At 69.8% G+C, this 20,228-nt stretch carries 19 protein-coding genes; 14 read left to right on the forward strand and 5 right to left on the reverse strand.

The window, feature by feature from the left end:
- Positions 1-272 precede the first annotated feature (272 nt).
- Positions 273-707, forward strand: coding sequence for a hypothetical protein (locus DIE16_RS00070; protein ID WP_124891559.1), 435 nt, complete (start codon positions 273-275; stop codon positions 705-707).
- Positions 708-740: 33 nt separating this feature from the next.
- The gene (locus DIE16_RS00075; protein ID WP_124891560.1) at positions 741-1,541 is read left to right on the forward strand and encodes an SH3 domain-containing protein; all 801 of its coding nucleotides are present in this window, start codon (positions 741-743) and stop codon (positions 1,539-1,541) included.
- A 211-nt stretch (positions 1,542-1,752) separates the two neighbouring features.
- Here DIE16_RS00075 and ilvD read toward each other — a convergent pair whose 3' ends face one another.
- The 4 genes from ilvD to DIE16_RS00095 form a co-directional block, all read right to left on the reverse strand.
- Positions 1,753-3,612, reverse strand: coding sequence for a dihydroxy-acid dehydratase (ilvD, locus tag DIE16_RS00080; protein ID WP_044842880.1), 1,860 nt, complete (start codon positions 3,610-3,612; stop codon positions 1,753-1,755).
- A gap of 306 nt (positions 3,613-3,918) precedes the next feature.
- On the reverse strand, positions 3,919-4,941 hold the full coding sequence (locus tag DIE16_RS00085) for an Ldh family oxidoreductase (protein ID WP_124891561.1): 1,023 nt from the start codon (positions 4,939-4,941) through the stop codon (positions 3,919-3,921).
- Positions 4,934-6,526: an aldehyde dehydrogenase (NADP(+)) gene (locus DIE16_RS00090; RefSeq protein ID WP_124891562.1), complete on the reverse strand. Its 1,593-nt coding sequence runs from the start codon at positions 6,524-6,526 to the stop codon at positions 4,934-4,936. The genes DIE16_RS00085 and DIE16_RS00090 overlap by 8 nt, the downstream gene beginning before the upstream one ends.
- Positions 6,527-6,597: 71 nt before the next feature.
- A complete protein-coding gene (locus DIE16_RS00095) occupies positions 6,598-8,223 on the reverse strand; it encodes an APC family permease (protein WP_044842883.1) in 1,626 nt (541 codons plus the stop codon).
- 611 nt (positions 8,224-8,834) lie between these two features.
- Here DIE16_RS00095 and DIE16_RS00100 point away from each other — a divergent pair.
- The 4 genes from DIE16_RS00100 to DIE16_RS00115 all read left to right on the forward strand — a co-directional run bounded on the left by DIE16_RS00100 (position 8,835) and on the right by DIE16_RS00115 (position 12,520).
- Complete coding sequence (locus DIE16_RS00100) at positions 8,835-9,767, forward strand: 4-hydroxyproline epimerase (protein ID WP_124485087.1); 933 nt, start codon at positions 8,835-8,837, stop codon at positions 9,765-9,767.
- Positions 9,764-10,891, forward strand: coding sequence for an FAD-binding oxidoreductase (locus DIE16_RS00105; protein ID WP_124891563.1), 1,128 nt, complete (start codon positions 9,764-9,766; stop codon positions 10,889-10,891). Before DIE16_RS00100 ends, DIE16_RS00105 begins: the two co-directional genes overlap by 4 nt.
- 109 nt (positions 10,892-11,000) lie before the next feature.
- Positions 11,001-11,234, forward strand: coding sequence for a 2Fe-2S iron-sulfur cluster-binding protein (locus DIE16_RS00110; protein WP_011658575.1), 234 nt, complete (start codon positions 11,001-11,003; stop codon positions 11,232-11,234).
- Positions 11,231-12,520 carry an FAD/NAD(P)-binding oxidoreductase gene (locus DIE16_RS00115; protein ID WP_124891564.1) on the forward strand — a complete coding sequence of 430 codons (1,290 nt, stop codon included), beginning with the start codon at positions 11,231-11,233 and terminating at the stop codon, positions 12,518-12,520. Before DIE16_RS00110 ends, DIE16_RS00115 begins: the two co-directional genes overlap by 4 nt.
- A 45-nt stretch (positions 12,521-12,565) precedes the next feature.
- Here the strand turns inward: DIE16_RS00115 and DIE16_RS00120 are convergent, their stop codons facing one another.
- On the reverse strand, positions 12,566-13,510 hold the full coding sequence (locus tag DIE16_RS00120) for a LysR family transcriptional regulator (protein ID WP_124891565.1): 945 nt from the start codon (positions 13,508-13,510) through the stop codon (positions 12,566-12,568).
- 164 nt (positions 13,511-13,674) lie between these two features.
- Here DIE16_RS00120 and gtdA point away from each other — a divergent pair, with 164 nt between their 5' ends.
- The 8 genes from gtdA to DIE16_RS00160 all read left to right on the forward strand — a co-directional run bounded on the left by gtdA (position 13,675) and on the right by DIE16_RS00160 (position 20,166).
- A complete protein-coding gene (gene gtdA, locus DIE16_RS00125) occupies positions 13,675-14,721 on the forward strand; it encodes a gentisate 1,2-dioxygenase (RefSeq protein WP_124891566.1) in 1,047 nt (348 codons plus the stop codon).
- A gap of 79 nt (positions 14,722-14,800) precedes the next feature.
- Positions 14,801-15,499: a fumarylacetoacetate hydrolase family protein gene (locus tag DIE16_RS00130; protein WP_124891567.1), complete on the forward strand. Its 699-nt coding sequence runs from the start codon at positions 14,801-14,803 to the stop codon at positions 15,497-15,499.
- Positions 15,500-15,533: 34 nt separating this feature from the next.
- Positions 15,534-16,175 carry a maleylacetoacetate isomerase gene (maiA, locus tag DIE16_RS00135; protein WP_124891568.1) on the forward strand — a complete coding sequence of 214 codons (642 nt, stop codon included), beginning with the start codon at positions 15,534-15,536 and terminating at the stop codon, positions 16,173-16,175.
- A gap of 19 nt (positions 16,176-16,194) precedes the next feature.
- Entirely contained in the window at positions 16,195-17,403 is a 1,209-nt protein-coding gene (locus DIE16_RS00140; RefSeq protein ID WP_124891569.1) for a 3-hydroxybenzoate 6-monooxygenase, read from the forward strand.
- A gap of 76 nt (positions 17,404-17,479) precedes the next feature.
- Entirely contained in the window at positions 17,480-18,841 is a 1,362-nt protein-coding gene (locus DIE16_RS00145; RefSeq protein WP_124891570.1) for an aromatic acid/H+ symport family MFS transporter, read from the forward strand.
- Positions 18,842-18,967: 126 nt separating this feature from the next.
- Positions 18,968-19,318 carry a helix-turn-helix transcriptional regulator gene (locus DIE16_RS00150; protein WP_044842893.1) on the forward strand — a complete coding sequence of 117 codons (351 nt, stop codon included), beginning with the start codon at positions 18,968-18,970 and terminating at the stop codon, positions 19,316-19,318.
- Positions 19,308-19,742, forward strand: coding sequence for a YeeE/YedE family protein (locus DIE16_RS00155; RefSeq protein WP_124485014.1), 435 nt, complete (start codon positions 19,308-19,310; stop codon positions 19,740-19,742). The genes DIE16_RS00150 and DIE16_RS00155 overlap by 11 nt, the downstream gene beginning before the upstream one ends.
- Before the next feature lies 1 nt (position 19,743).
- Complete coding sequence (locus tag DIE16_RS00160; RefSeq protein WP_124485013.1) at positions 19,744-20,166, forward strand: DUF6691 family protein; 423 nt, start codon at positions 19,744-19,746, stop codon at positions 20,164-20,166.
- The last annotated feature ends 62 nt before the right edge of the window (positions 20,167-20,228 follow it).

Below are 20,228 nucleotides of genomic sequence, written 5' to 3' on the forward strand. Positions count from 1 at the left end.
GGCCGAAGTCCGCGGGTTTCAGGCTCCCGGGGGCCGCGAACGCCCGTCCGCGCCGGCCAGCCTGACTCGATATTCAAGTTGAGGGCATTTGCGTCAACTTCAACGTCGGCGCGGCTGACGCGCGAGCATGCTGCATGCCCGCCCGGTTGCGACCTGGATTCGACCCGTGGAAACAAAAAGTAACGGATCAAACCCGCAGAAATATGCGGGGGACGTAAGCTAGAGTCAGGCGCGCGCCACGCAGCGACGCGCGGATTCCTTCGGAGCATGAAATGAACCCGATTTCCGCCGCGAGGCCTGCCGTCATGGCGCTGGCCATGCTCGCGCTGAGCGGTTGTTATTACACGAGCCCGTACGGCTATGCGCCGTATTACGCACCCGTGCCTGCCACGGTTTCGCAGCGCGAACTCCCGGCAGCGCCGGCAAATGCCGGGCCGGTTGCCCCGTCGACACCCGCGGTGCCGGCCGTGCCGCCGCCGGCGGACGATTACGCCGACGCGCCGGCTCCGGTATATGCCGCGCCGGTCTATGTGCCTTACCCGGCCTACTATCCCGCGTATTACCCGGGCTGGTACGGGCCGCCCGTCACGATCGGCCTCGGCTTCTGGGGGCATTGGGGCGGCGGCTACCGCGGCGGGTACTGGCGCCGTCCCTGGGGCGGCGGCCACTGGGGAGGCGGGCATTGGGGCGGGGGCCATCGACACTGACCGACGCGCGGCGGCACCGCGCGGGAGAGCAACATGAGCAACACGATCATCCGAAGTCTGTGCGTCGTCCTGTTCGGTCTCGCCGCGATACCGGGCCTCGCCGACGCGCAAAGCAGCGCCTATACGAATTCCGGGGCCGAAATCTATGCGGGGCCGGCGCCCGATTATCCGGTCGTCGCGCAGGTCCCGCCCGGCACCGCGCTGGACGTGTTCGGCTGCCTGAGCGATTACTCATGGTGCGACGTCGCGCTGCCGGGCGTGCGCGGCTGGATCGACGCGGAGCAGCTCGACTATCCGTATCAGGGCAATTACGTGCCGTTGCTCGAATACGGCGCGATCATCGGCGTGCCGGTGACCGGGTTCGCGATCGGCGCGTACTGGGATCGCTACTACCGCCACCGGCCGTGGTTTCACGATCGCGACCGCTGGGAGCATCGTGCCGAGCCGCGCATCGGCCCCGGCGGGATGCCGCCGGCCTACGGGCGCCCGCAGCCGGGCGGGCCGGTTCAGCGCGTGCCGGGCGGCGAGCCGTCCGAGCGGCATGATGCACGGCCGTCGGCCACGCGCGGCGGCTGGAACGGCCCGAACCGCGCGCCGGCGCCGCAGGCCGCGCCCGCGCCCGCGCAGATGCCTGGCGCGGCTGCCCGTCAGCCGGCGCCACCGCCGCCATCGTCACCGCCCGCACCGAGCGGTGGCGCGGCCCGGATGATGGTGCCGCCGACGCATCAGGGTGGTGGAGGTTACGGCGGCGCACGGCCGCAGGGCGGCGGAAACGGCGGCGGGAACCACGGCGGTGGCGGGGGTGGAGGCAGCAGCGACGAGTTTCGCCGTTGACCGGCCGACGGCAGCGGGGGCGCGGCCCTTGGCCTGCGCCGGACGAAAAACGGATCGGTCGGCTCGCTCATCGCGCCCCTGCAAGCCTGTTCCTGGAAAAACGAAACCCCACGCTCCGAAAAACGTGGGGTTCGTCAGCAGTCCGATGCCGCTCCGGAGAGCGGCTCCCGATCGAGGCGGGCGGGCCCGTCGTGCGGCCCGCCGCCGCGCGTCAGTCGTCGAGCAGCGACAGGTCGCGCACGGCGCCCTTGTCGGCCGACATCACCAGCTTCGCATAGGCCTTCAGCGCGGCGGACACCTTGCGCGGGCGCGGTTGCGCCGGTTTCCAGCCCTTCGCGTTCTGCTCCTCGCGGCGCCGTGCGAGCTCCTCGTCCGAAACGAGCACGTCGATCGTGCGGTTCGGGATGTCGATGCGGATCTTGTCGCCGTCGCGCACGAGGCCGATCGCGCCGCCCGCCGCCGCTTCCGGCGAGCAGTGACCGATCGACAGGCCCGACGTGCCGCCCGAGAAGCGGCCGTCGGTCAGCAGCGCGCATGCCTTGCCGAGGCCCTTCGACTTGATGTAGCTCGTCGGGTACAGCATTTCCTGCATGCCGGGGCCGCCCTTCGGGCCTTCGTAGCGGACGATCACGACGTCGCCGGCCTTGACCTTGTCGTTCAGGATGTTCTCGACCGCTTCGTCCTGCGACTCGGTCACGTGGGCCGAGCCCTCGAACACGAGGATGCTTTCATCGACGCCGGCCGTCTTCACCACGCAGCCGTCGAGCGCGATGTTGCCGGTCAGCACGGCGAGGCCGCCTTCCTTCGAGAACGCATGCTCGTACGAGCGGATGCAGCCTTCGGCGCGGTCGAGGTCGAGGCTCGGCCAGCGCGTGTCCTGGCTGAACGCGACCTGCGTCGGGATCCCGGCCGGGCCGGCCAGGTAGAACGTGCGGACCGCTTCGTCTTCGGTGCGGACGATGTCCCACTGGTCGAGCGCGTCCTTCAGCGACGGCGCGTGCACGGTCGGCACGTCGGTGTGCAGCTTGCCGGCGCGGTCGAGCTCGCCGAGGATCGCCATGATGCCGCCGGCGCGGTGCACGTCCTCGATGTGGTACTTGTTCGTGTTCGGCGCGACCTTGCACAGCTGCGGCACGCTGCGCGACAGGCGATCGATGTCCTTCATCGTGAAGTCGATGCCGGCTTCCTGCGCGATCGCCAGCAGGTGCAGGATCGTGTTGGTCGAACCACCCATCGCGATGTCGAGCGTCATCGCGTTCTCGAACGCCTTGAAGCCGACCGAGCGCGGCAGCACGCGCAGGTCGTCCTGCTCGTAGTGCTGGCGGGTCAGCTCGACGATGCGGCGGCCGGCGCGCTTGAACAGCTGCTCGCGATCGGCGTGCGTCGCGACGACCGTGCCGTTGCCGGGCAGCGACAGGCCGAGCGCTTCGGTCAGGCAGTTCATCGAGTTCGCGGTGAACATGCCCGAGCACGAACCGCAGGTCGGGCACGCCGAGCGTTCGACTTCGGCGACGTCGGCATCCGAATACGACTGGTCGGCCGCGATCACCATCGCGTCGACGAGGTCGAGCTTCTTCAGTTCGATGGCCTTGGTGACCGGGTTCGCGAGTCGCGTCTTGCCGGCTTCCATCGGGCCGCCCGACACGAAGATCACCGGGATGTTCAGGCGCATCGCGGCCATCAGCATCCCTGGCGTGATCTTGTCGCAGTTCGAGATGCAGACCATCGCGTCCGCGCAGTGCGCGTTCACCATGTACTCGACCGAGTCGGCGATGATGTCGCGGCTCGGCAGCGAGTAGAGCATGCCGTCATGGCCCATCGCGATGCCGTCGTCGACCGCGATCGTGTTGAATTCCTTCGCGACGCCGCCGGCGGCCTCGATCTCGCGCGCGACGAGCTGGCCGAGATCCTTCAGGTGCACGTGCCCGGGCACGAACTGCGTGAACGAGTTGACGACCGCGATGATCGGCTTCGAGAAATCGTCGTCTTTCATGCCGGTGGCGCGCCACAGCGAGCGCGCACCTGCCATGTTGCGGCCGGCGGTGGAAGTTTTGGAACGGTATGTGGGCATGGTATGGCTGAAGAAATATCGCGGAAAAGGGTGGAGGCACGGGAATAAAGGCCTCTCGCGCGCCCGTGCGAACAACCTCTTGAGCTGCGCCCTGGGCAAACTCGGCGATTATCCCACAGCCGCCGGGCGTGCGGCGCCCGCGGGTGGCGTGGTGGGCCGGACAGCGCCTCGGTGTGCCGAGCGTGAAGGCGAACCGGGCGCACCAGGCACGAAGGCGGACGCCGGCCATCGCCGGCGGCGCCGGCAGCGGCTTCATCGCCCGTTCTGCCGACGATGAAGCCGTGCGCCGTACCCGCCGATCGCGCGTCAGTCGAGCAGCGTCAGGATTTCGTCGTACAGCGCCTGCGGAATCCGCACGCCGTGCGCGATGCTGCGCGCGCGGGCATCGAAGCGCCGTTGCGACGGCAGCCGCGCGCCTTGCCCGGTGATCGACGCGAACATCCGCTCTCCGCGCGCGAGGCCCGCGTCGAGATCGTCGCCGAGGAACACCTTCGGGTCGAACGCGATCACGAGTTCGCCGTGGCACGGCGTCGCGCCGACGCCTTCGTCGAAATCCATCGACTCCTGGCTCGTCATGTCGCCGATCAGCGCGCCGCCGAGCAGTTCGACCATCGCCGCGAGCGCCGAACCCTTGTGCCCGCCGAAGGTGCGCATCGCACCCTGCAGCGCGGCCTTCGGGTCGGTGGTCGGCTGGCCATCGGCGTCGATCGCCCAGTGCGGCGGGATCGCCTTCCCCTGTTTCGCATGCAGCTCGATGTCGCCGCGCGCGATCGCGCTGGTCGCGAAATCGAACACGAACGGCACGCCGTCCGGGCGCGGCCACGCGAATGCGATCGGGTTGGTGCCGAACACCGGTTCGCGGCCGCCTTCCGGCGCGACCCAGCTGTGGCTCGGGTTCATCGCGATGCCGGCCAGCCCCTCGGCGGCGATCGCCTCGACCTCGGGCCACAGCGCCGAGAAGTGGTAGCAGCGGTTGATCGTCATCGCGGCGATTCCGTGCTGCTTCGCCATCTCGACGAGCACCGGCAGGCCGGTCTTGAAGCTCAGCAGCGAGAAGCCGCGATGCGCGTCGACCGAGACGATCGACGACGACAGCCGGCGCAGCGTCGGCACCGCCTGCGGATCGACCTTGCCTTTCTTCAGCGAGCGCACGCACACGAGCAGCCGGTACACGCCGTGCGAGTGGCACTCGTCGCGCTGGCCCTGCGTGATCACGCTGGCGATCGCCTGCGCGTGCGCAGCGGACATCCCGTGGTGCGTCAGCACCCGCAGCGCGAGTGCGTGCACCTCGTCGAGCGACAGGACGACTTCGGCGAGCGGCTCAGACATCGCGCGCTTCCCGCGGCGCGGGCACGCCGTCGATGCGTTGCGGCACGTTCAGCGGGTTGCCGTTGCGGATGGCGTCCGGCAGCAGCGCGTCCGGCACGTCCTGGTACGACACGGGGCGCAGGAACCGCTCGATCGCGCGTGCGCCGACCGATGTCGTGCGCGTGTCGGACGTGGCCGGGAACGGGCCGCCGTGCACCATCGCATGACCGACCTCGACGCCCGTGCCGAAGCCGTTGACGAGAATGCGGCCGGCCTTGCGCTCGAGCGTCGGGCGCAGCGCGGCGAACAGCGCGGCGTCGCCGTCGGCGAGATGCGCGGCGATGGTCAGCTGGCCTTCGAGCGACTTCAGCACGCGATGCAGCGTGTCGGCATCCGGGCAGCGCACGATCAGCGACGCGGGGCCGAACACTTCGTCGCGCAGTTCGGGGTGGGCGATGAACGCGTCCGCCGACGTCGCGAACAGCGCCGAGCGCGCCTGGTAGCGGCCGCCTTCCACGCCTTCCGCGAGCAACTCGACCGCGTCGTGCGCGCGCAGGGTGGCCACGCCTTGTGCATAGCTCGCGTGGATGTGCGGCGTCAGCATCGTCTGCGCGGCGGTCGCCTGCACGGCGGTGGCTGCCGCGGCTTCGAACGCGCGCAGCGCGGGGCCGTCGACCGCGAGCACGAGGCCCGGGTTCGTGCAGAACTGGCCGGCGCCGAGGGCGAGCGACGCGACGAACTGCGGCGCGATCATGTCGTGGCGCGCGTCGAGCGCGGTCGGGAACAGCAGCACCGGATTGATCGAGCTCATTTCCGCATAGACCGGAATCGGCTCGTGGCGCGCGGCCGCGATGTTCATCAGCGCGACGCCGCCGCGGCGCGAGCCGGTGAAGCCGACGGCCTTGATGCGCGGATCGGCGACGAGCGCCTGGCCGATTTCACGCGACGCATCGAACAGCAGCGAGAACACGCCGGCCGGCAGCCCGCATTCGCGCACGGCCTGCTGGATCGCACGGCCGACGAGCTCGGACGTGCCCGGGTGCGCGGAGTGCGCCTTGACGATCACCGGGCAGCCGGCCGCGAGTGCCGATGCCGTATCGCCGCCCGCGACCGAGAACGCGAGCGGGAAGTTCGACGCGCCGAACACGGCGACCGGCCCGATCGCGACGTTGCGCAGGCGCAGGTCGACGCGGGGCAGCGGCTTGCGGTCCGGACGAGCCGGGTCGATCCGCGCATCGACGTAGCCGCCGTCGCGCACGAGCGACGCGAACAGCGCGAGCTGGCCGACCGTGCGGCCGCGTTCGCCTTCGATGCGTGCGCGCGGCAGCCCCGTTTCGGTGACGCAGCGCTCGATCAGGTCGTCGCCGAGCGCCATGATGTTGCGGCCGATCGCGTCGAGAAACGCGGCGCGTTGCTCGGGGCCCGTTTCGCGATACGTGTCGAAGGCTTCGTCGGCGAGCGCGCAGGCCGTCTCCAGGTCGTGCAGGCTCGCGCCGCCGAACGCGGGTTCGAGCGGTTCGCCGGTCGCGGCGGCGATCGCGTGAAGGGTGCCGTTCTGTCCGGCGACGGCCGACTGGCCGATCAGGAGCTGACCTGTGAGTTGCATGGTTCTTCCTCGGAAAATGCGGGGCCGGACGTGATGCGCCCGGCCGGAGTGGAAAGGGGAAAGCGGGTGCGTCAGTCTTCGTCGTCTTCGAGCTGCAGCTTGTCGGAACGGATGCCGGTGTTGGCGCCCCAGTAGAAGATCACGAGCGCGACGGCCGCGACGACGACCGTGTCGTACGGATGCGCGAGCTGGCCCGTGCCGCCGAAGCCGCCGAAGTACGACAGCACGATCATGGCCGCGTAGAACGCGATCAGCCACGCTGACGAGCGCACCTGTTCGGCGATGCTCAGGTGCGCGGTCGGCACCCAGCGGCGGCACGCGAGATAGATCACGAACATCACGATCTGCAGGCCGAGCAGCCAGGACACCGTGCTCCAGCCCGACCAGTAGACGATCAGCGCGGCGATCACGAACGACGCGGGGCCGGTGATGCCGAACGCCACCGCGCGGAACGGCCGCGGCAGGCCTGGCGCGGTGCGGCGCAGCGCGGCGACCGACACGGGCGCGACCGCGTAGCTCAGCACGAGCGCGGCCGACACGATGTTGATCAGCGCTTCCCACGACGGGAACGGCATGGTCCAGAAGATCGCGAGGCCGAACGTGAGCCACAGGCCCGCGCGCGGGATGCCCGACGCTTCGTCGACACGCGTGAACACCTTGAAGAACGTGCCCGTCTTCGCCCAGCCGTAGACGACGCGCGGCGTCGCGTTCATGTAGATGTTGCCGCAGCCGCTCGGCGAGATCATCGCGTCGGCCACCACCATCACCGCGAGCCAGCCCACGCCGAGCGCGAGCGCGATGTCGCGGTACGGCAGCGAGAAGGCCTTGCTCACGTCGTGCCAGCCGGCGGCGAGCATGTCGGTCGGGATGCTGCCGATGAAGGCGAGCTGCAGCAGCACGTAGATCAGCGTGGACAGCAGGATCGACAGGATCAGCGCGATCGGGATCGTGCGCTGCGGATTGCGCACTTCGCTGGCGACCGACACGATCGGCGTGAGGCCGAGGTACGCGAAGATGATGCCGCCGGCCGACACGGCCATCTCGATGCCCGGCATGCCGAACGGCGCGAAGCCGTGCATGGTCAGGTTGGCGGGCTTGAAGAACGTGAACAGCACCGCGATCACCGACAGCGGCACGATGAACTTGAAGATGCTGATGATGTTGTTCGCCTTCGCGAACGTCTTCACGCTCGAATAGTTCAGGTAAAAGAACAAGCACAGCAGCGCGGCTTGCACGAGCCAGCCGAGCGTGGTCGGGTCGCTCGAACCGGCCTTGGTGAGACCGGGAAACCACGCGGCCGCATATTGGCGCGCGGCGACCACTTCGATCGCGATCAGGCTCGAGAACGCGATCAGCGTGATGAAGCCCATCAGGTAGCCGAGCAGCGGGCCGTGCGAGAACACCGGGTAGCGGACCACGCCGCCCGCGCGCGGCAGCGCGGCGCCGAGCTCGCAGTAGACGATGCCGAGCAGCAGCACCGCGAAGCCGCCGAGCAGCCACGAGAAGATGCCGGCCGGGCCGGCGATCGTCGACACGTGACTCGCGGCGAACAGCCACCCCGAACCGAAAATCGCGCCGAGGCCGATGAACGTCAGGTCGGTCAGCGACAACTGCTTCTTGAATTTGCCGTGACCGCCGTCGGCGGGCACGGAACGGGAAAGCGGGACGGACGGGTGTGTGTTGCCTTGGCCTGGCATGGGTTTGTCTCCTGGGAAATATCGGTGCAGGTGTGGCTTGCGCCGGGCTCCGACGGAGCAGCGGCGCAACACCTGCCGGCCGGCGTGCGACCGGTTCGAGCGACCGGCGCGGGCCGGGGGCCGTTCACGCGCGGCGCGGGTTGCGCCGCAGCGAACGGCCCGCGCGAGCCATGCCGGACCGGAAGCGACGATGCGACGGGGGATGCCGTTGCACCGCCGGGGGGAAATCGGTCAGCGCGGTCAGCGGTTCGCCCGATTCCGATCGGCGCGGCGCGCGGCGTCGAAAGCGATGGAAGCGCCCGGTGCGAACCGGTTGCTGAGGGCGGGGAAAACTCCGGTCCGCTGGATGGCGTTTCGGCTCACTGCAATCTCCTGCTTCGTATCGGTCGACGACAGGCGTGTCGACGTGCAACCAGTATCGCCGTGCAAACACCCATCACGCTTGAGCCGGATCGCGGAGCAAAATGACGAAATCGGCATAGTGGCCGGAAGGGCCGCGAAGGGTGCTTCGCACTATGCCGATTTCGTCGCCGTCCTTATCGAAAAGCCACAAGCGGACGGACGCGCGACGGAGGAAGCTATGCTCTTTTCCCCACATCGGACGGCTCATGATGAAGCGCATCCAGATCATCGATTCGCACACGGGCGGCGAACCCACGCGGCTCGTCGTGTCCGGTTTCCCCTCGCTCGGCAACGGCACGATGGCCGAGCGCCGCGACGTGCTCGCGCGCGAGCATGATCGCTATCGCACCGCGTGCATTCTCGAGCCGCGCGGCAGCGACGTGCTGGTCGGCGCGCTGCTGTGCGAGCCCGTGTCGCCGGAGGCGGCGGCCGGCGTGATCTTCTTCAACAACAGCGGCTATCTCGGAATGTGCGGGCACGGCACGATCGGCGTCGTGCGCACGCTGCATCACATGGGCCGCATCGAGCCGGGCGTGCACCGGATCGAAACGCCGGTCGGCACCGTCGAGGCGACGCTGCACGACGACCTGTCGGTCAGCGTGCGCAACGTGCTCGCGTATCGCCACGCGAAGGCCGTCGATGTCGACGTGCCGGGCTACGGCCCCGTGAAGGGCGACATCGCGTGGGGCGGCAACTGGTTCTTCCTGATCAGCGATCACGGCCAGCGCGTGGCCGGCGACAACGTTGCGGCGCTTACCGCCTATTCGTCCGCGGTGCGCGCGGGGCTCGAGCGCGCGGGCATCACCGGCGCGAACGGCGGCGAGATCGACCATATCGAACTGTTCGCTGACGATCCCGAGCACGACAGCCGCAGCTTCGTGCTGTGCCCGGGCCACGCGTACGACCGTTCGCCGTGCGGCACCGGCACGAGCGCGAAGCTCGCGTGCCTCGCGGCCGACGGCAAGCTCGAGCCGGGCGTCGTGTGGCGGCAGGCGAGCGTGATCGGCAGCGTGTTCCAGGCGAGCTATGCGCAGGCCGACGGCGGCATCGTGCCGACGATCCGCGGCAGCGCGCACCTCAGCGCGGAAGCGACGCTGCTGATCGAGGAAGACGATCCGTTCGGCTGGGGCATCGTGTCGTGAGCGAAATCAGGACCGACGTCGTCGTGATCGGCGCCGGCATCGTCGGCGCGGCGTGTGCGCACGAACTCGCGCAGCGCGGGCTGCGCGTGCTCGTCGTCGATGACGCGAGCGGCGGCGCAACCGGCGCCGGCATGGGGCACCTCGTCGCGATGGACGATAACGCGGCCGAGCTCGCGCTGAGCCATTACTCGATCGAGCTGTGGCGCGCGCTCGCCGGCGAGATGCCGGAAGGCTGCGCGTACCGCAACTGCGGCACGCTGTGGCTCGCGGCCGATTCCAGCGAGATGGACCTCGCGCGCACCAAGCAGGCGACGCTCGCCGCACATGGCGTCGCGGGCGAACTGATCGATGCGGCGACGCTCGCGCAACTCGAGCCGATGCTGCGCGCGGGCCTCGGCGGCGCGCTGAAGATCCCCGGCGACGCGATTCTCTATGCGCCCGTCGCCGCGAGCTGGCTGCTGCAGCGCGCGCCGGGCATCACGTTGCGGCGCGAGCGCGCGGTGGCGGTCGATGGTCCGAGCGTGACGCTCGCGAGCGGCGACACGCTGCGCGCGGAACGCGTGGTCGTCGCGAACGGCGTCGCCGCGCGCACGCTGTTGCCCGAGTTGCCGCTGCGCCCGAAGAAGGGCCATCTGCTGATCACCGATCGTTATCCGGGCCGGGTGTCGCATCAGCTCGTCGAACTCGGCTATGCGGCGAGCGCGCATGCGAGCGACGGCACGTCGGTCGCGTTCAACGTGCAGCCGCGACCGACCGGCCAGCTGCTGATCGGCTCGTCGCGCCAGTTCGATACCGAGGACGCGCGCACCGAGCCGCCGGTGCTCGCGCGGATGCTGCGCCGCGCGGCCGGCTATTTGCCCGACCTGGCCGACCTGAACGGGATTCGCGCATGGACGGGTTTCCGTTCCGCGAGCCCCGACGGCCTGCCGCTGCTCGGCGAACATCCGGCGCGGCCGGGCGTATGGCTCGCGGTCGGGCACGAAGGGCTGGGCGTGACGACCGCGCCGGGCAGCGCGCGGCTCGTCGCCGCATTGATGACCGGCGAGCGGCCGCCCATCGACATCGAACCGTATTTGCCGGGACGTTTCCTGACGACGTCCCCCGTAGCTGGAGCGCTGACATGAAACGACCCCCACGCACACTTCGTTCGCCATCGACCGGAGTTGGCGCTTCAGCGCTTGCCCCGGTCCCATGCAAGGCGCCCCCCGCGGGGGCGGCCCGCCGGAGGCTCACATGATCATTCATCTGGACGGCCGCGCGCTGACGGTGGCCGACGGCGCGACCGTCGCGGCCGCCGTCGCGGCGAGCGGTGACGACACGACGCGCGTGTCGTGCACGGGTGCGGCGCGCGCGCCGTTTTGCGGTATGGGCATCTGCCAGGAGTGCAGGATGACGATCGACGGCCGCCGCCGCCTGGCCTGCCAGACGCTGTGCCGCGACGGGATGCGGGTGGAGCGCACGCGATGAGCACGGCGAAACAGGAACGACTGAGCGTCGACGTCGCGATCGTCGGCGCGGGCCCGGCCGGGCTGTCGGCGGCGCGGGCCGCCGCACGAAGCGGTGCGACGGTCGCGATCGTCGACGACAATCCGCGCGCGGGCGGGCAGATCTGGCGCCAGGCGGCGGCCGCGACGCCGGTGCCGGCCGCGGCGGAACGGCTGGCCGTGCTGCGCCAGCCGAACGTCACGCATCTTGCGGCCACGCGCATCGTGGCCGAAACGCAGCCGGGCACGCTGCTGCTCGAGGACGACGAGCGCGGCTTCCTGCTCGAATTCCACACGCTGATCGTGTGTTGCGGTGCGCGCGAGCTGCTGCTGCCGTTCCCGGGCTGGACGCTGCCGGGCGTGACCGGCGCGGGCGGCCTGCAGGCCCTGATCAAGTACGGCCTCGACGTGCGCGGGCAGCGCACGGTGATCGCCGGCAGCGGCCCGCTGCTGCTCGCGAGCGCGGCGACGGCCCGTCAGGCCGGCGCGCAGGTGTCGCACGTGCTCGAACAGGCGGCGTGGAGCGACGTGGCCGGTTTCGGCGCGGGGCTTTGGCGCTGGCCGTCGAAACTCACGCAGGCGGCGAAGCTCGTCACGGCAGCCTACCGGCCCAATGCCCACGTCGTCGAGGCGTTCGGCGACAAGCGGCTCGAACGCGTGCGGATCCGGCAGGGCGAGCGCGAGTTCGAGGTCGACTGCGACAGGCTCGCGTGCGGCTTCGGCCTCGTGCCGAACACCGTGCTGCCGAGCCACCTCGGCTGCCGGATAGAAAACGGCGCGGTGGTGGTCGACGCGCATCAGCGCACGAGCCGCGACGGCTGTTTCGCGGCGGGCGAGTGCACGGGTGTCGGCGGCAGCGAACTGGCGATCGTCGAAGGCGAGATCGCCGGCTATGCGGCCACCGGGCAGACGGCGCCGCTGGCCGCGCTGGTTGCGCGGCGTGCGCACTGGCAGGCGTTCGCGGATGCGGTGCGCGAGCGCTTCGCGATACGCGAGCCGATCCGCAAGCTCGCGCGGCCCGACACGCTGCTGTGCCGTTGCGAGGACGTGCGCTTCGACGCGGTCGCAGACGCGGCCGCGCCTGCGCCGGGCTGGACGGCCGCGAAGCTGCAGACGCGCTGCGGGATGGGCGCATGCCAGGGCCGCGTGTGCGGCGCGGCCGCGCAGGCGCTGTTCGGCTGGACGCCGCCGGTGCCGCGCACGCCGCTTGTGCCCGCGCGAGTCGGCACGCTGATGCTGGACGACATCGCGTCCTGCGACGGCGGCTGATGCGCCACGGCGCAGCGCCCGGTTCGCGCCGGGTCGCTGCGTCGCTCACTCCGCCTTCACTTTCTCCCATCCGCCCACCTGCGGCGCCGCACAGGCACGCAGGCACTCGATCGCGGCGGCCACGGCCGCGCGCTTCGCGCTGTCCGGATGCCAGTAGATCGACACCGCGCCCTGGCCCTCGAGCCGCATCGGCAGGATGCGGATCGCGTTCAATTGCTCGAAGCGCCGCGCGGCACGATGCGATGCGACGCCGAGCAGGTCGGTGTTGTTCAGCAGCGTGAGGTTCAGGATCGACGAATTCGATTCGACGCAATGCGGCGGCTGCACGCGCCCGGCGGCCGTCAGCGCGACCTGTAGCGCGTTGTGCACGGGGGTGCCGGGCGGCCAGACGATCCACGAGCAGGCCAGCACCTCGTCCCAGCCGACGGATGCCGCGCCGACGAGCGGGTGATCGGGCCGCGCGACGAACACCACCGGATCGACGTACAGCGCTTCGGCGTGAAGGTGCGGATCGACGGACGCGGACCCGGAACGGCCGACGACGATGTCCAGCTCGCCGCGCGCGAGCTGCGGCATCAGCTGGTTCATCGTGCTCTCCGCGAGCCGCACCTGCGCGCGCGGCATCCGCTTCAGCAACTGCGATACCGCGAGCGGCACCGTATCGGCGGCCGCGACGCCCGACGTGCCGATCGTGACCAGGCCGCTGCCGCCTTCGCGCAGCGCGGCCATGTCGTCGCGCGCGACGTCGAGCTGCGCCTCCACGCGGCGCGCATGCTCGATCAGCGCTTCGCCGTAGGCCGTCGGCCGCAAGCCGCGCGCATGCCGCTCGAATAGCGGCAGGCCGACATCCTCCTCGAGTTCCTTCAGCCATTTCGACAGCGCCGGCTGGGTGGTCGCGAGCGCAGCCGCCGACTGGCTCAGGTTGCCCGTGCTGGCCAGGCTCAGCAGGACCTGCAGGTGCCGCAAGCGCAGCCGGTGGGTCCAGTCCATCGCACGCTCCGTATCGGAAGGTATATCCGAATCAATATGGATTAGATGATTTCACCATTTTACCGGGTATGTCTGCGTCGAATATAAATGCGCTAACGGACTGCGGCACGCGGTCCCCGACCCGACACAGCGCCGACCGCGATCGGCCGCCCCAAGGAGACATCATGACCAGCCGACACCCGGATACGTCGCGCGCCGATTACTACGCCCGGATCGCCGAGCAGCGCCTCGCCCCGTTGTGGGAATCGCTGCACAACCTCGTGCCGAAGACGCCGCAGCCGGCCGCGCAGGCCGCGATCTGGAAGTACGCGCGGGTGCGGGACCTGGTGATGCAGGCCGGCAGCGTGATCAGCGCGGAAGAAGCCGTGCGCCGCGTGCTGGTGCTGGAGAACCCGGGCCTGCCCGGCAAGTCGAGCATGACGCCGACCCTGTACGCAGGCCTGCAGCTGATCCTGCCCGGCGAGATCGCGCCGAGCCACCGCCATACGCAGTCGGCGCTGCGCTTCATCGTCGAAGGCAAGGGCGCATGGACCGCGGTGAACGGCGAGCGCACGACGATGCATCCGGGCGACTTCATCATCACGCCGTCTTGGGCGTGGCACGACCACGGCAATCCGGCGGTGGAAGACGGCGGCGAGCCGGTCGTGTGGCTCGACGGGCTCGACATTCCGCTCGTCGCGAACCTCGACGCGGGTTTCGCCGAAAACCATCCGACGGCCGAGCAGCCGGTGAGCCGCGCGGAAGGCGACAGCTTCGCGCGCTTCGGCCACAACATGGCGCCGGTGCGGCATCGCGCGAGCGATCCGACGTCGCCGGTGTTCAGCTATCCGTATGCGCGCACCCGCGACGCGCTCGACGCGCTGTACCGCAACGGCGAACTCGACGCGTGGGACGGCGTGAAGCTGCGCTACGTGAACCCCGCGACGGGCGGCTGGCCGATGCCGACGATCGCGACCTTCATGCAGTTCCTGCCGGCCGGCTTCGACGGCCGCACGTATCGCAGCACCGACGCGACGATCTACTGCGTCGTCGAAGGCAGCGGCACCGCGCACGTCGGCGGCGACGCGTTCGCGTTCGAGCCGCACGACATCTTCGTCGCGCCGTCGTGGGCGCCGGTGCGGCTGTCGGCGTCGTCCGACAGCGTGCTGTTCAGCTATTCCGACCGGCCGGTGCTGTCCGCGCTGAACCTGCTGCGCGAAGCGCGCGACTGACACCCGTTTTCCCCGCTTCGTTGCGTGCGTCGCCGACGCGGCGCGCGTTCCTTCCTTCATGCCTACGCTGGAGCCGTTCATGACTTATGTTTTCCCGCCCGAAGCGCCGGTGGCGCTTCCCGTCGCCGGCAGCGACGCCCGCTTCGCGGTGCGCCGCGTGTACTGCGTCGGCCGCAACTACGCGGCGCATGCGCGCGAAATGGGCTTCGATCCCGATCGCGAACCGCCGTTCTTCTTCTGCAAGCCGGCCGATTCGGTCGTGCCGGTCGCCTACGGCGAAACGCTCGATCTCGCGTATCCGTCGCAGACGCAGAACTATCACTACGAAGCCGAGCTCGTCGCGGTGATCGGCAAGGGCGGCGCCGACATTCCGCTCGAGCGTGCGCTCGAGCACGTGTGGGGTTATGCGGTCGGCCTCGACATGACGCGCCGCGACCTGCAGATGAAGATGCGCGAGATGGGCCGGCCGTGGGAAATCGGCAAGGCGTTCGACCGTTCCGCGCCGATCGGCCCCGTGCATCCGGCGAGCGAGGTCGGTCATTTCGAGCAGGCCGGCCTGTGGCTGACGGTCAACGGCGCGACGAAGCAGAAGAGCGACGTGTCGCACCTGATCTGGTCGGTCGCGGAAACGGTCGCCGACCTGTCGAAGTTCTTCCGCCTCGAACCGGGCGACGTGATCTTCACCGGCACGCCGGAAGGCGTCGGCGCGGTGGTCAAGGGCGACGTGATGCAGGTCGGCGTCGAGCGGCTCGGCGAACTGGTCGTGCGCGTGGTCTGACGCGCGCGCCCCGCTTTCCTCGAAAGGTCACATCGTGCAACTGCATAGCTTCTTCAACAGTTCGACGTCCTATCGGGTGCGCATCGCGCTCGCGCTGAAAGGACTGCCGTACGACACGCTGCCCGTGAACATCCGCACGGGCGAGCACCGCGAGGCCGGCTACGTCGCGCAGGTGAATCCGTCGGCGTCGGTGCCGGCGCTCGTCGACGGCGATTTCCGTCTCGGCCAGTCGCTCGCGATCATCGACTACCTCGACCGGATTCATCCGGCGCCGCGGCTGATTCCGCTCGAACCGCGGCAGCGCGCACGCGTGCTGGAACTCGCGACGCTGATCGCATGCGACATCCATCCGGTCAACAACCTGCGGGTGCTGCGCTACCTCGACAGCGAACTGCAGGTCACGCCGCAGCAGAAGAGCGCGTGGTACCGGCACTGGGTCGCGGAAGGGATGGCCGGCGTCGAGCGTCTGCTCGTGCGCGCGGACACGGGCCCGTGGTGTTTCGGCGAGGCGCCGACGCTCGCCGACGTATGCCTCGTGCCGCAGGTCGCGAACGCGCTGCGGATGGATTGCGACCTGAGCGCGTATCCGCGCAGCCTGGCGATTCACGAACACGCGCGGCGCGAGCCGGCATTCGACGCAGCGCAGCCGCAGCGGCAACCGGACTACATCGCGTAACACGAAGCAGGAGACAGACATGGGCGAGACACACAACACAGGCCGACGCGTACTCGTGATCGGCGGCGGCATCGGCGGGCTCGCGACGGCGCTGGCGCTCGCGCGCCAGGGCATTCGCGTGAAGCTGCTCGAGCAGGCCGCGCAAATCGGCGAGATCGGCGCGGGCATCCAGCTCGCCGCAAACGCGTTCAACGCGCTCGACGCGCTGGGCGTCGGCGAGGCCGCGCGCGGCCGGGCGGTGTTCACCGACAGGCTGCAACTGATGGATGCGGTCGATGCGCGGGAAGTCGCGTGCGTCGATACGGGCGCTGCGTATCGCGAACGCTTCGGTAACCCGTATGCGGTGATCCATCGCGCGGACATCCACCTGTCGATCTACGAGGCGGTCAAGGATCATCCGCTGATCGAGTTCCGGACCAGCACGCAGGTGTGCGGGTTCGAGCAGGATGACCACGGCGTGACCGTGATCGACCAGCACGGCGAGCGCTATCGCGCCGATGCGGTGATCGGCTGCGACGGCGTGAAGTCCGCGATCCGTCACGCGCTGATCGGCGACGCGCATCGCGTGACGGGACACGTCGTGTATCGCGCGGTCGTCGACGTCGACAACATGCCGAAGGATCTGCAGATCAATGCACCGGTCGTCTGGGCCGGCCCGCATTGCCATCTCGTCCACTATCCGCTGCGCGGCGGCCGGCAGTACAACCTCGTCGTCACGTTCCACAGCCGAGAGCAGGAAACCTGGGGCGTGCGCGACGGCAGCAAGGAGGAAGTGCTGTCGTACTTCGACGGCATCCATCCGCTGCCGAAGCAGATGCTCGACCGGCCGACGTCGTGGAAGCGCTGGGCGACCGCCGACCGCGACCCGGTCGAGCGCTGGAGTGCGGGCCGCGCGACGGTGCTCGGCGACGCTGCCCATCCGATGACGCAATACCTCGCGCAGGGCGCGTGCCAGGCGCTCGAGGATGCGGTGACGCTCGGCGCGGCCGTCGCGCAGACCGACGGCGACTTCGAGGCCGCGTTTGCGCTGTACGAGCGCGTGCGGATTCCGCGCACCGCGCGCGTGCTGTATTCGGCGCGCGAGATGGGGCGGATCTATCACGCGAAGGGCGTCGAGCGGCAGGTGCGCAACACGCTGTGGGTCGGACGCACGCAGGCGCAGTTCTACGATTCGCTCCACTGGCTGCACGGCTGGCGCGCGGAGAACTGCCTGAAATCCGTTGCCTGACGCCTTTCGGTTTGCATTCGGCGGCGCGCATTTCAACGACATCGCGCGCGACCGCCTTCATGGAGGAGACATCATCATGGCCGATACGCTGTCCATCGACGTCAGCGAATGGATCGACCGGCATCGCGTTGCGCCGTTTCAGGCCGCGATCGTCGTGTTGTGCTTCCTGATCGTCGCGATCGACGGTTTCGACACGGCATCGATCGGGTTCATCGCCCCCGTCATTCGTGCGGAATGGGGCCTGTCGCCCGCGCAGCTCGCGCCGGTGTTCGGCGCCGGGCTCGCCGGGCTGATGGCCGGTGCGCTCGTGTTCGGGCCGTTCGGCGACCGGTTCGGCCGCAAGCGCCTGCTGCTCGCCTGTGTCGCGTGTTTCGGCATCGCGAGTGCGGCGTCGGCGAGCGCGGGCGGTTTGACCGAACTGATCGCGTGGCGCTTCGTGACGGGCCTCGGGCTCGGCGGCGCGATGCCGAACGCGATCACGCTGACGTCCGAGTATTGCCCCGCGCGGCGGCGCTCGCTGCTCGTGACGACGATGTTCTGCGGCTTCACGATCGGCTCCGCGCTCGGCGGACTCGCGGCCGCGTCGCTGATCGAACGCGACGGCTGGCGCGCGGTGCTCGTCGTCGGCGGTGCCGCGCCGCTGCTGCTTCTGCCGGCGCTCGCATGGCGCTTGCCCGAATCGGTGCGCTACCTCGTCAACACCGGCGCGGCGCGTGAACGGATCGCGGCGATGCTCGCACGCATCGCACCGGACCCGCATCTCGCGCACGCGTCGTTCATCGCACCGCGCGGCAAGCCGGCCGGTTCGCCGCTCGGCCGCCTGTTCGGCGCCGACCTGCTGCGCGGCACGCTGCTGCTGTGGCTCACGTTCTTCATGAGCCTGCTCGTCATCTACCTGTTGTCGAGCTGGCTGCCGACGCTGTTGCGCACGACCGGTGCGACGTTGCAGACGGCCGCGCGCGTGACCGCGATGTTCCAGGTCGGCGGCACGCTCGGCGCGATCGTGCTCGGCGGGCTGATGGACCGCTTCGATCCGCATCGCGTGTTGGCATGCAGCTATGCGGCGGCCGGCGTGTTCGTCGCGGCGATCGGCGTGCTGGCCGCGTCGCCGGCGGGCGCCGCGCTGGTCGTGTTCGCCGCGGGCTTCTGCGTGTCGGGCTCGCAGGTCGGCGCGAACGCGCTGTCGGCCGCGTTCTACCCGACCGAGTGCCGGACCACGGGCGTGAGCTGGGCGAACGGAATCGGCCGCGGCGGGTCGGTCGTCGGTTCGATGGCGGGCGGGGCGATGCTCGCAACGGGGCTGCCGTTGCCGATCGCCTTCGCATTCGTCGCGGTGCCGTGCGTGATCGCCGGGATCGCGGTGCTGGTGCTGGGCGCGGTACGGGCCGGCGAGAAGCGCGCGGCGGCAGCCGATGCGCTTGCCGGCGAGCAGGCGTAGCGGAGGCAGGGGTGGGCGTCGCAGACGGCGCTTTCCTTTTTCTTCCGATGGCGCCGACCGAAAGTACGAATCAACGATATATAAATATATATAATATTGATTCGTTAATCGAATGCGATCGCTCTCATGAACGCCGACCCTTCCACCGGGCTGCCCGAGCCCGATCAGATGCGCGCCGCCGCCGAATCGGCCTGCGCGCTGCTCAAGGTGCTGTCCAATCCCGATCGCTTGCTGCTGCTGTGCGAACTGTCGCAGGGCGAACGCTGCGTGAGCGATCTCGAGGCGCGGCTGGATATTCGCCAGCCGACGCTGTCGCAGCAGCTCGGCGTGTTGCGGGACAACGCGCTCGTCCGCACGCGCCGCGAAGGCAAGAACATCCACTACTCGCTCGACAGCCCGGCTGCGATCGCGGTGATGGGCGTGCTGTACGAACAGTTCTGCGGCCCGGCCGCGAAGGGGACGCGCGATGCAGCTTGATGCGCTTCATTTCACGCCGTGGCTGTCGCTTGCCGGCGGCGTGCTGATCGGGCTTGCGGCCGCGTGGCTCATGGCGTTCAACGGGCGGATCGCCGGAATCAGCGGCATCGTCGGCAGCCTGTTTACGGCCGGCGCGGCGGAGCGCGGCTGGCGTGCCGCGTTCGTCGCCGGGCTGATCGCCGCGCCGCTGCTGATGCGTGTCGCCGGTGCCGCCGTGACGCCGCAGGTCGATGCAGGCTGGGGCGAGTTGCTGGCGGCCGGCCTGCTGGTCGGGATCGGCACGCGCTATGCGGGCGGATGCACGAGCGGTCACGGCGTCTGCGGGCTGTCGCGCGGCGCGACGCGCTCGATCGTCGCGACGGCGGTCTTCATGGTCGCGGGCTTCGCGACCGTATTCGTGCGACGGCACGTGCTCGGGGGCTGACATGCAGGCAGGATTCGCGTTTCTGGCGGGGCTGATGTTCGGCGTCGGCCTCATCGTGTCGGGGATGGCCAACCCGCAGAAGGTGCTCGGTTTTCTCGACCTGGCCGGCCGCTGGGATCCGTCGCTCGCATTCGTGATGGCCGGCGCGATCGGCGTCGCCGTGTTCGCGTTCGCATGGGCGAAGCACCGGTCGCGGTCGTTGCTCGGCCTGCCGATCCAGTGGCCGGCCGTGCGGACGATTACCGTGCGCCTCGTCGCCGGCAGCGCCGTGTTCGGCATCGGCTGGGGGCTTGCCGGGTTCTGCCCGGGGCCGGCGATCGTGTCGATCGGGCTCGGGTCGGTGAAGGGCATCGCGTTCGTCGGCGCGATGCTGGCCGGGATGGCATTGTTCGAATGGATCGAGCGCGCGCGGAAGGTGCGGTAGCAACGCGCGGCTGCTGCGGCCGAGGTTGTCGGCGTGGCCGAAGCGGCCCGGCGAGGGCGCCG

This window comes from Burkholderia sp. Bp9090 (assembly GCF_003857985.1).
Taxonomy (GTDB): domain Bacteria; phylum Pseudomonadota; class Gammaproteobacteria; order Burkholderiales; family Burkholderiaceae; genus Burkholderia.